General features: G+C 57.0%; 8 protein-coding genes. 3 read left to right on the top strand and 5 right to left on the bottom strand.

Features of this window, described 5'->3' with window-relative positions:
- On the top strand, positions 1–727 hold a 727-nt coding region (locus H5U08_RS03250; protein ID WP_297030049.1), incomplete at its 5' end, for an NAD(P)-dependent oxidoreductase.
- A 72-nt stretch (positions 728–799) separates the two neighbouring features.
- Positions 800–2,191: a hypothetical protein gene (locus tag H5U08_RS03245; protein ID WP_297030047.1), complete on the top strand. Its 1,392-nt coding sequence runs from the start codon at positions 800–802 to the stop codon at positions 2,189–2,191.
- Between the two features lie 569 nt (positions 2,192–2,760).
- On the opposite strand, the gene tatC is transcribed toward H5U08_RS03245, so the two are convergent.
- The 4 genes from tatC to H5U08_RS03225 all read right to left on the bottom strand — a co-directional run bounded on the left by tatC (position 2,761) and on the right by H5U08_RS03225 (position 8,808).
- On the bottom strand, positions 2,761–4,116 hold the full coding sequence (tatC, locus tag H5U08_RS03240) for a twin-arginine translocase subunit TatC (protein WP_297030044.1): 1,356 nt from the start codon (positions 4,114–4,116) through the stop codon (positions 2,761–2,763).
- A 233-nt stretch (positions 4,117–4,349) separates the two neighbouring features.
- Positions 4,350–5,702 carry an HlyD family efflux transporter periplasmic adaptor subunit gene (locus H5U08_RS03235; protein WP_297030041.1) on the bottom strand — a complete coding sequence of 451 codons (1,353 nt, stop codon included), beginning with the start codon at positions 5,700–5,702 and terminating at the stop codon, positions 4,350–4,352.
- Between the two features lie 12 nt (positions 5,703–5,714).
- Entirely contained in the window at positions 5,715–8,096 is a 2,382-nt protein-coding gene (locus H5U08_RS03230; RefSeq protein ID WP_297030039.1) for an ABC transporter permease, read from the bottom strand.
- Between the two features lie 52 nt (positions 8,097–8,148).
- The gene (locus tag H5U08_RS03225) at positions 8,149–8,808 is read right to left on the bottom strand and encodes an ABC transporter ATP-binding protein (protein ID WP_366493956.1); all 660 of its coding nucleotides are present in this window, start codon (positions 8,806–8,808) and stop codon (positions 8,149–8,151) included.
- 413 nt (positions 8,809–9,221) lie between these two features.
- Between H5U08_RS03225 and H5U08_RS03220 the strand changes: the two genes are divergently transcribed.
- Positions 9,222–10,175, top strand: coding sequence for a serine/threonine-protein kinase (locus H5U08_RS03220; protein ID WP_297030033.1), 954 nt, complete (start codon positions 9,222–9,224; stop codon positions 10,173–10,175).
- On the opposite strand, the gene H5U08_RS03215 is transcribed toward H5U08_RS03220, so the two are convergent.
- Positions 10,166–11,033: Hpt domain-containing protein (locus H5U08_RS03215; RefSeq protein ID WP_297030031.1), on the bottom strand; the 868-nt coding region annotated here is incomplete at its 5' end. The genes H5U08_RS03220 and H5U08_RS03215 overlap by 10 nt on opposite strands.

The raw sequence follows: 11,033 nt of genomic DNA, 5'->3' as shown, positions 1-11,033 counted from the left end.
CGGATATCCGCATGACGTCCGCGAGGTGATTCTCGGCCCACAGGGAGTCCTTCAAGGGCTGGCCCCTGGGGGGATCATCGTCGAGATGACCACGAATGAACCCAAACTGGCCATCGAGATCCACGAGGCTGCCCAGTCCAAAGGCTGCCATGCCCTGGATGCTCCCGTCTCGGGCGGAGATGTGGGGGCTCGGGAGGGGCGTCTCTCCATTATGATTGGCGGCCATCCGGAAGTTGTGGAGGCGGTCATGCCGTGCTTCCGTCTGATGGGCAAAACCATCGTCCATCACGGGGGTCCCGGAGCAGGCCAACACGCCAAAATGACCAACCAGATTCTCATTGCCTCGACGATGGTCGGCGTGTGCGAGGGACTTCTCTATGCCTATCGGGCGGGGCTCGATCTCAATAAAGTGATCGAGTCTGTGGCCTCCGGTGCAGCCGGAAGCTGGTCCATCTCTAACCTGGGCCCCCGAATCATCCAAAATCGGTTCGAACCGGGTTTCTACGTGGAACATCTCATCAAGGACCTTGGCATCGCCATCCAGGAGGCCAAGCGCATGGGACTCGTGCTCCCTGGTCTGGCGCTCGCCGAGCAGCTTTATCTCGCAGTCGCGGCATGCGGTCATGCGCGCAGTGGGACACACGCACTTCAAATTGCCCTGGCCCGCATTTCCAACATCGATTGGCTCAACCGCCCGCCCACCTGGGCTGGTTCCTCGAAAGAGTAGCCAAAACATTTTTTGTCCAACCTCGCGGCAGAATTTGAAATGGCACCAACGGTAAACACCTGGAGGTGAGCTATGCTGCGGTATGCATGTGCGGCTGTGGGAATCCTCGGGCTTTTCGTGGGGGTCGCCCGTGCATGGGGCCCCCATCCGCAGATCACGCGGGCGGCTTTGGAAGTCCTTCCCAATCTTGAAGAGGTCAAGGAGAAGCTCGGCGCGTCGAACGTGGCAGCCCTCGAGGAATACTGCTGGCTTCCCGATCACCGGGGACGTGATCTGGGAAGCTTTTACGCCGATGATTTCCTTCTCATTCCTGATCTTCCGAGGCACGTGGGCCATGTCATGCCGTCGGTCAGGGTGACCTTCGAACCCTACTTCCGCCGTGCCCTGTTGGCGCTCCGCACGGAGACACCCACCAACGCCTGCCGGCAACTGGGCCCCCTTGTTCACTTTGTTGAAGACGTGGGGGCGCCCCCTCACGCCAAAGAAAATTGTCCTCACCACGGGGAGCTGGAAAACTGGGTTAAAGCCGAACTCATCTCGATCAAAGGATATCGGCCCAAACTCCTTGGCAACACCGATGACGAGGCCGTGGCCGGATTGCTGAAGCGAATTGAAGGCCTCGTGGAATTCTCCAAAGAACGTGCGGAAAGAGCCCTGCCGCTTGTGTCACAGCCGAATCCGGACCGCTCTCAGGTGGAGCCGATTATCCTGGAAAGTGCGTTGGAAACCGCCCGTGTAACTGCGGATGTTCTGTACACTGTTTTCACCCTCGGGCTGAAACCTGGCACCGGGCCTGGCAGAGCTCATCTCATTGTGCGCGTGACAGCCCCCGGGCTCGTGGAAAACAATGACCAGGAAGCGCGTGTTGTGCTGGTTGGCTCCCCCTATTCCACTCTCACCCAGGTACAAAGCACGACTGCCGCGGACCAATGGTTGGGCCAGGCTGAATTCCATAACCTGCCGTCCGGAGCCTACGAGCTTGCCGTGTATCGCCCCGGTGCGTTACCGTCCAGGGCGTCCGTAAGCCTCGCCGATGGGGAAACCAAGGAGATCGAAATCGCGCTGCGTCCGACCGATCCACCCCAAAACCTTGTTTATAACCCCGACTTCACTCTCCACACCTTGCCTGTCGATACCCCGGACCGCTGGACAGTCACAACTCGTGGCAATGACAAAATCTGGACAAGCGCAGCCATGATCATCAAGCCTGGCACGACCTACCGTTGCGGTGCCGTTCTGAAATCGTCCAACGTCACAGTCACGTTTATTGCCCAACCCACGCAAAAACTCGGAAAATCCGTGGCACCCGTGCAGGTGTCCATAAATGGTGCGCAGGCAGGCCAAAAACCCGGCGAAGTCGAACTGACAGCCGACGAGGAGCATCCTACCATGGTCGTCCAGATTTCTGGCCCGGAGGACGCCCCCGACCTGGTGGAGAAAGTCTGGGTTGTCCCGGCGCGATAGTGCACTGAAAATCTGCCAGGGTACGGTGGCCCAAGTTAAAAGACCGGCAGAGTGCCTGAACCACCGCAATTTTCTCCGCCAACCGGAAGGCGAACGTCCACCACAGTTCGGGTGGAAGCGAAATTCAACCGGGCAGAGCTGCTTGTCACGTTCGCCATCCAACGTTAAACCATGCCTTGCGTTTCGTTGGGCATGACAAGCGTGCCCCTACCAGGAAATTCTCCGCAAAGCCCCTTGTCAGGTCGTATTCCAACGTTTCGCGCACTGGATCATCCATTTTACTGACCGCGTTGCAACGGCTCGGTTGCGTCGCTAATGAACCAACGGGGGCAACTTACGAAGTACCTCTGCAGGGGATCGAGTCTTGCACCCATACTTGCCAAAAGTGCGTGCAGTAATTCACGAGCCCGCCCAGGTCTTGTAGTCCGGCGTGCCGAACCCGCCAGCGTGAACGTCCGAGGCATCCGTGGGCGGATGAGTTTCCTGCACGTCGCGCTAATTTAACGGCGCGGCTTAACCATGGGCTTCAGGACTGTGATCCCATGATAGAGCCCGTTTAATGCGCTGAATCATCGGGAGGGTGCAGTGATGTTGCGGGGAAAGAATTTGCATAAAGCCATTCCACCGAAGTAGAGCAAGCAGAGGGGAATAGCCATCAGAAGCTGGCTCGACGGATCGGGAGGCGTCAAAATCGCCGCAATGATGAATATGACAATCACGGCAATCCGCCATTGCGACCAGTAATCCTGGAGTGTGAAAACGCCAATCCGCTCCAGGAAGAGCATCACCAGCGGCAATTGAAAGCCAATACCGAATCCCAGCGGCAGGATGAGAACGAACGACAACCATTCGCTGATTCGCGGCTCCAGTTGGATCCCAAGCCAGTCATTGAACTGAAACAGGAATGTGAGAACTGGTTCGAAGACATACAGGAACGCCAGGGCTGCCCCGGCGAGAAACAGCGCCAGACTGAAAGGCAAAAAGATATAGACAAATCGCCGTTCATGGCGATACAAACCGGCGGCCACAAACGACCAAATCTGGTAAAAAACCCACGGACTGGAGATGATCGCGCCAAAGAGAAATGACGCCTTCATGTAGATGGCGAACGCTTCGTGGGCGCTCAAACTTTTCGCCCGCACTCGTGGATCTTCTTTCGCCGGTCTCCAGAGAAATACGTGCATGAATTCGGAATCGTCCACTCGTCCCGGCTCCAAAAGAGCCGCACTGGCCAGGCCTGTCAGGTCTCCATGTTCGCGACTGAGCGTAGCGATTCCTTTCTCAAGCTGGCCATAAACCTGCCCGAGTGCGTCCACTAACTTTTTCCGGGCCTCCTCGCTGATGGATTTCCCGGATAGAACCGCCTGTTTCAGCGCGGCAATCTCTTTCAAGGAAAGCGAACCCGCGGAGCCACCGGAGGGTGCGCTCGTCCCCGTATTACCCTGCAGAGCCGGCCAGCGCGATTCGAGCGCTTCAAACCCGTGGAGGAGCTGTGCGAGCTGATTCACATCGTGCGGGAGAGGGGCCTTCGATTCCAAAAACTTCCTGAGGCCGCGTACCGCGTTTTGATCGTCTTGCCACTTCTTCCGCATCGCCTGGAGAGCCGATGCAAATTGCACGACCAACTCCCGAGGAGAAACCAGGTACTCTTCCGCAAGCACCTGCTTCGACAGGACAAATTGCGATGCGGCCTCCTCCGTGAATGGCGTTTCCACACCTGCCGCACGTAACGCCTCAATCTGCCGGGCAACCTCCCTCTGGGAGAGTCGAACGTAATGCTTGGTGAGAGCCTTTTCCAGCGGCTGCTGAATCAGCATGACCACCCAGTTACCAAAAATCAGACCGATCACCACACCGACAGCGAGGCCCCAGAGAGCGCGGAACAGGCACTGCCGCAGCTCTTCCAGGTGCTCGCCGAAGGTCATCGTGGATTCTCGGAAGAGATCCTCGTCGGACTTCGGAGGGGGCAAAAGGCGGATCATAGACGTAATGGGGATAATCTCCTCTTCTTATCGCCGTCCAGGGGAACATACGACGACAAACTTCCCATACCGCCATCGTATCATGGACCAATTCCCCCGGCAACGCTCCGCAGGATGTTCTTCCTTCCTGCTCCGGATCTCCCTGCTTTTTTCCATCGGAGAACGAGCTAACATCGCTACTGACTCATCGGCGTCAGAACGACTTCGTCCCCCTCGCTGAGCCCTGTTTGGATTTCTGCTTCGCGGTCGTTCATCACTCCCACTTGCACCGGCTGTCGGCGAAGGACACCCCCCTTCCGGGTCCACACAGCCCAGTGCTGCTGATCGAGCTGTACCACGGCAATGCGAGGCACAATGAGCACATTGGCCCGTTCCTGCGTGATGATGTGCACACGCACTCGGTAGCCAACCCCCACATGGTACCGCTCCCGCAGCTTTGCAATCGTTTCCGGAGTGAGGGCCACAATAACTTTCACGCGTTGTTCCTCCACCCCAAGCGAGCTCAATTTGGTAAACGCCGCGGGATAGATCCTGCTAACCCGGCCCTGACAGACTGGCACGTCCTCATTCGCCCCCAGGAAAATATCCACCGGCATGCCCGGCCGAATGCGAACAGCCTGCTCCGTGAGGATGTCGGCTTCCACTTCCAGATCCTCCCAGCGTCCAATTTCCAGAAGCGGGGTCCCCGCCGTGAGAAACTGCTCATGGCTCACAAAGCGGTGAAGGACGACACCGTCATAGGGGCTTGTCATGACAGCCCGTCGGGCATTTTCCTCCGCCATTTTCAAACGTGCTTGGGCTTCCGCCAGTTGTTGCTGAAGCTCGCCTTCCACCAGGGATTTGTGCTCGATATACCTCTGAATGAGAGTGGGCAAAAGGTTCGTAGCCGCCTGAAGGGAAGAAAGTGCCGCGTGGACCAGGCGATCCTCACGATAACCAAGTGAAGCCTCAATACTCGCCAATTCGGCACGATCGACATCATCCTGGGACGCAGCTCCTGACCCCACGAGGGCCGTTACCCGTTTCAGACGCGTTTCCGCATAGTTGTAACGAGCCTCGCTGGCATTGGCCCGAGCCGCTGCCGCCTCCACCGTGGATTTCATCGATTCCACGTACTGCTGCGCCTGCTGAAGCGCCGTTTCTTCCACCCGATTGTCTCGATTGGTGCGGATGGCCGCCTCCACACGCGCCACTACCGCCCGAGCCTCGGCCAGCATGTTTTCCACATCCGCCGGTACAACCCGAGCGAGAACCTGGCCTTTTTTCACTTCTGTTCCTTCCCGCCAGGGAATGGCCTCAATCCGACCGTTGAACGGCATACTTATCAGGACGGTTTCGGGCAGTCGGGTCATGCCCCGTTCACTGATAAACTCCCGGATAGTGCCCCGACGGCAGAGCACCACGTCGGTTTGATTTTCTTGACTTGAATCGGCAAGAAGAACATACAAAACCAGCCCGACGAGGCAGAGGACCAACACCGTCCCCAAAACCCGCACCGTTTTTCCCACAAACGCTCTCCGAGTTGCCATCTTCACTGTCCCTCACTCGTTGGCCTTGATGGTTTCCAGCCACGGGATTCGCCAGATCATGTTTTCCACCACAAGGTGAGAGGCGGTCGCAAACACCGTTCCCCAAAAAGCCGTGAGCAACCACACACGAGGCGGAAACAACAGCGGCATGCGGAGGACCTCGCTCTGATAGGTTCCTACGACGTAATCGGTCAGGACATAGCCCAGGGGCAACCCCATGATCAGCCCCAGCGTCAGAATCACCAGGTGCTCCCGAGCGAGCAATCCGCCAATCTGCAGGGGCGTATAACCGGTCACATAAAGGGCACCGAACTCCCGGCGTCGTTCTTCTACAGCAATCACTCCCGCGCTGAGCAACGCCCCAAAGAACAGAGAGCCAGCAAAGCCAATTTCGAAAGAAAGAATCGCCCAAATGTTACGCAGCAACGTATTTTCCAGGTTAGCTTTCATGTCCGCGTGATTGAGCACCTCTTCTATCCCCGCCAGTTTTTTAAGCGATTGAAAAAAACGGACGCGTTGCTGGGGGTTTTGATCCAAGCTGATCTGAATTCGATTAACCGGGTACTCCTCTCCCAGAACTTGATGGAGATAGGCGATGCTCGCGTAGACTGCCGTCCCCACATAGTCGTCAGCGATGGATGTTATGGGAGAGCGATACCAATCCCGGCGGCCCTTGACCGGACGCCACTCGACGTTATCTCCCACCGCAAGTTTCAATTCCTGCGCAAGCTGCCGGCTGATCACAAACCCAACCGACGGGATCGCGATCGCGTGGCCTGCCCGATCCCGCGGCACGGTGAGCAACCGGTCCTCCCGCAGGCCGGTCACGGTGGTCAACTTTTCGCGTGCCTCATATCGTAATGTCACGGGGACAGCCAGAATCGGCTCGACCCATCGAACTCCCGGAAGCCGCCGCACCTCGTCCATGACGCTGTCGTTCTGCTCGTTCTTGAGAACCAGTGTTGCATCACTGCGGTACACCCACTCGAAGTGAAACGTCATCAGGTAGTCGATACCAACGGCCAGAGACAGAATCATCGACATCACGGCCGTGGCCAGGATTCCGGTGACGAGGCCTGCAACTGTTCGAAAAGGATGACGAAACAGATACCGCACCACCATCCGCCACGCCGGAGTGAGGACCTCCCAGAAAAGCCGAAACTTTTCCAAAAAGACACGGCCTCCCATAGAAGGTGCGGCCGGCCTCATGGCAGTAGCCGGTTCCAGGGTGAGGGATCGTCGCATTCCCTGCCATCCTCCCGCCCCAGACGCCAAAATTGCCAACACCAGCGCCTGGATGTGCAAATCAGGATAGCAGCGACTTGGCAGCCTGGGAAATTCGTAGAACCGCCGATACAGATGCGTCATGGAATCCCCCAGCCACTGCCCCAAACCACATCCCAGCACACCTCCAATCGCTCCCACCACCAGTGCATATTCCAGGACATGCCAGCCGATGAGGCGATCGTCCATCCCAAGCGCTTTTAAAGTTCCGATAACAATCCTTTGTTGCTCTATGCGTCGAATCATGACGATATTGACGATAATTCCTGCGACGATTAAAAACACTGCCGGAATAATAAAAGCGAATGTTCGCAATCCTTCAATTTCCTGACTCAAGAACGTGTTTGAGGGATATTCGTCCAGCGGTATAGTGGAGATTACTCCGTATTCTTCTATCCTGCGTTCGACTTCCGCGAGAATGGTTCTCACGGCCTGCCGACCTGCTGGCGTCAATCTGCCCACGAGTTCATTCGCAGCTCCCGCCATGTCATAAACATCCTGGGCAAAACTTTGCTTGAGATAGAAAATACCGAAACCCTCTCGGTCGGGAACGATGGCCGCCGGCCCCAGCGGATAGACAAACTCGCAACTGAACGCCGTCCCCACTATGGTCAAATCCTCCCGCCGCTGCCCCAGATTGAGTGTCAGCTTGTCACCCACCCGCAGCCCATGCGCCTGTGCAAAGACGTCGTTGACGATCACTTCCTTCGGTTGGGTGCCCGTAAAATAACCGCCCCGCAGTATCTCAATTTGATTGAGCGTGGGACGAAGGGTATCCGGCAAACTGAGGGCAACCCCCGCAAGTGGCTTGTCCTGGTCGGGCAAGTCGACGGTCACCGGAAAGCGAATGCGGGGTTCGATCTCGACAATTCCAGGAATATCTTTCAGACGGGCAAGTTCTGTCCGCGGGAGTTTCTTGACCGAGATCCAAAAGTCCGCCATGCGTCCGCGGGAGTAATAATAGTCGCGTGCCCAGCTCAGGTTGCGATGCGCTGACCGCATGGCAACGAAGCAGGCAATGCCAACCATCGTCACCAGGACGATGGCCAGAACTGTCATCCCCGAAGCGAGAAGTTCTCTCAACAGTTTCCGATGGAGCAAACTGAACATAGGCTCGTATTAAGCAATCGGGGCCCAAACATACCCAGCGGTTTTTGCCGTTCTACCACTGAACGCTTTCCGGCGGCAAAGGGTGGGGTTGGTGGAAGACCTCGACAATCCGCCCACTTCGCAGCCGCACAACTCGGTCAGCCATCTGCGCAATCGCGGTATTGTGCGTTATCAGCACCACTGTTTTTTTCATTTCGCGACATAAATCCAGAAGCAAGCGCAAAATCTGCCGTCCCGTTACATCGTCGAGTGCCCCAGTCGGCTCATCGCAGAGGAGGAGGGGCGGATTTTTGACTAACGCTCGGGCGATGGCCACCCGCTGTTGTTCTCCCCCCGACATCTGGGAGGGGAAGCTGTCCGCCCGTTCCCGAAGCCCAACCTTTTCCAGCACCTCAAAGGGATCCAGCGGGGAGGCAACAAGGTTGGCTGCCAGCATGACGTTTTCCATCGCCGTCAAATTGCTGATCAGATTGTAAAACTGAAATACAAAGCCGATCACTTCCCTTCGATACCATGTGAGTTTTCGATACGAAAATCCCGAAAGATCCATCCCTCGATACAACACGTGGCCCACGGTCGGCCTATCGAGTCCCCCGATCAAATTGAGCAACGTGGACTTGCCCGAGCCACTCGGTCCCAAAATAACCAGGAACTCCCCCTCATGGATATCCAAACTGACGTCTTTCAGGGCTTCTAATGCGACCTCGCCCATTTGAAAAACTTTCGTGACCTGCACAATCCGCAGGAGATCTTCCGACGAATGGCCTGGCACAGGTTCTGAGTTCACACGGCGAGTCAAACCAAAGAATCGGCCCACCATCGGTGCTCGTCCCGGCATCCCATTTGAAAAAGCGGAGGAAACGTCCTTTTCCCGTTCACCCGAGGTTTTTCATTGTCCAAGAACAGGACCACAATTCGCTATTGTACGGAATATGCCGCAAGAGCCGGAAGCGACCGACAGGCCGGTGTTGTTTGCGGAACGGGCTGTCCCGTTCATATCGTTGCCGACAATCGTAACAAAGGGACGGCTAAACGGCCGGTTTCTTCACACCAGGGCCACGCTGGCCGATGTCTGAGCTAGGTCGTTCCAGCCTGCTGTGTGCTTCCCAGCGTCGCGAGTCAGCCATGACAGTTCTGCGTGCCGGATCCACAAAGCGATCCTGTTGCCAAGAGTCGCCTGTTGCCGAGCGCCAGCTCGGCGACTGGGTACTTATTCGCCAGGTAGCAGAAGGCAACTGGACACAGCTTTACCAGGCGCAGGCAGCATCCGCTTCGCCGGGGTCTCCACCCCAATATGCGGTCAAAACAATCCGCCCTCAATGTGTCGGTTCGTCGATTGCCCAGCGCATCCTGGCCCGCGAAGTCGAAGTTGCCCGAACCGTGACGCATCCTCACATCGTGCCCGTGCTCGCCTGGCAATTACGACACGAGCCGCAGTACATCGTCATGCCGTGGCTGGAGGGCGTCTCCCTGCGAGACTTGCTCCGTCGGCGATCCCCTCTGCCCACGGCTGAAGTCCTCTGGCTGACACGCCAGATTGCCGAAGGGCTGGCGGCGCTTCACGCGGCGGGCTGGATTCATGCTGACCTTAAACCGGAGAATATTATCGTCAATGCCGACTATCATGTGACTCTTATCGACCTCGGTTTCTGTGTTCGTCCGGCTGAAATTCAAGATCGCCGCCGAGTTATTGCGGGAACGCTCAATTACATTGCGCCCGAATGGTGGACTGTGGATGGAAGGCCGGATGCCAGGTCCGACCTTTTCAGCCTGGGGATTATTCTTTACGAAATGCTTTGCGGTCGGCGCCCCTTCAATGCGAAGACGTTAGACCAGTTAATCGCCTTGCATCGAAGCTGGCCTCTCCCCAATGCACGCACCATGCGTGGCACGCTTCCTCAGGAACTGGTTCGGCTGTTGCGGAGCCTTCTCGCACGGATACCCGAGCGACGACCGCATTCCGCGACCGCCCTGATCGAGGTACTTTATCCACTCGAAATCGAATTTTTCACCGACCGCGACTATTCGGCGACTCAGGAACTCGCCGGGACGAAGACCGCTCTCGCCCGTCACTGTTGAACCGTTGTCCCCGGTGCTTCGGCGGGAATCATCTGTTGCAGGTCGTGAAGCAGATTTTCTCCGACTTCATTCAGATCCGCCCAGCTCAGTCCGGCACAATTCAGAAAGAGATCCAGCCAGTTGCAGTACCTGTCAAGCACTGTGATGTCCCAGGAGATATCAGAACGGGTAGCCGCTTCAAGGAGACTTTCCAGGGAGTGCGTCACCCGCACAACTACCTCCACCGGAACCACCATAGCAGCCGATTTTATGGTGTGGAGAGTCCGGGCCAGCTCGACCACGGTATCAAAATTGCTTAAAAGATTGAGGCTTTCCTGTTTCCGCAGCTCAGTAACGGACCTTCGCAAAACCTGTGATCGATGATGCAGTTCCTGAAGGAACGTCTGCCAGAGGTGATGATCCACCTCTGTTGGCGGCTCAACACAGTTGGCTGTCTCGAAGTCAAAATCGTCGGAACCTCGTTGATTCTGCTGGGTGCCAGACTGTTCAGATCCGGTCACCATTTGCGCCATGCTTCCCGTGGTCTCGGTCTCGCTGGGTGAGGGGGCCGGGCCATCGGCCAATGTTGTGTCGCTCGCCGCGCCTGCTGGTGTACGGGCTTGAACACCTTCCTCACCGGCCACGATCTCGGCCTGGAATGTCGCCTCCGTCTCGGATTGAGATGTCTCCTGCCGCTGCGCCGCTCCGCATGGTGTCGGCAGAGACTTGTCGAGCGGCTTTTCCTCGACGCCTACTTTACTGGCCGCAGGTTCTCTCTGTCCGGCTGCACAGGACAAGGACGGGTCCGAGTCCGATGCAAATGGATCGCTCACATCCTGCGTCTGTGAAGTTCTCGACTTGAAGATCAGTTGGTCGGCA

The sequence above is a fragment of the Thermogutta sp. genome, assembly GCF_014359955.1.
Lineage (GTDB): Bacteria > Planctomycetota > Planctomycetia > Pirellulales > Thermoguttaceae > Thermogutta.
The sequence above is the reverse complement of the archived record's forward strand: the minus strand, read 5'-3'. Positions and strand labels throughout refer to the sequence as shown.

Bases quoted from the DNA above. Each gene is read 5' to 3' on its own strand.
- H5U08_RS03225 (WP_366493956.1), bottom strand. From the start codon at position 8,808: ATGGGCGAGGTCGCATTAGAAGCCCTGAAAGACGTCAGTTTGGATATC.
- H5U08_RS03220 (WP_297030033.1), top strand. From the start codon at position 9,222: ATGACAGTTCTGCGTGCCGGATCCACAAAGCGATCCTGTTGCCAAGAG.
- H5U08_RS03230 (WP_297030039.1), bottom strand. From the start codon at position 8,096: ATGTTCAGTTTGCTCCATCGGAAACTGTTGAGAGAACTTCTCGCTTCG.
- H5U08_RS03235 (WP_297030041.1), bottom strand. From the start codon at position 5,702: ATGGCAACTCGGAGAGCGTTTGTGGGAAAAACGGTGCGGGTTTTGGGG.
- tatC (WP_297030044.1), bottom strand. From the start codon at position 4,116: ATGACCTTCGGCGAGCACCTGGAAGAGCTGCGGCAGTGCCTGTTCCGC.
- H5U08_RS03245 (WP_297030047.1), top strand. From the start codon at position 800: ATGCTGCGGTATGCATGTGCGGCTGTGGGAATCCTCGGGCTTTTCGTG.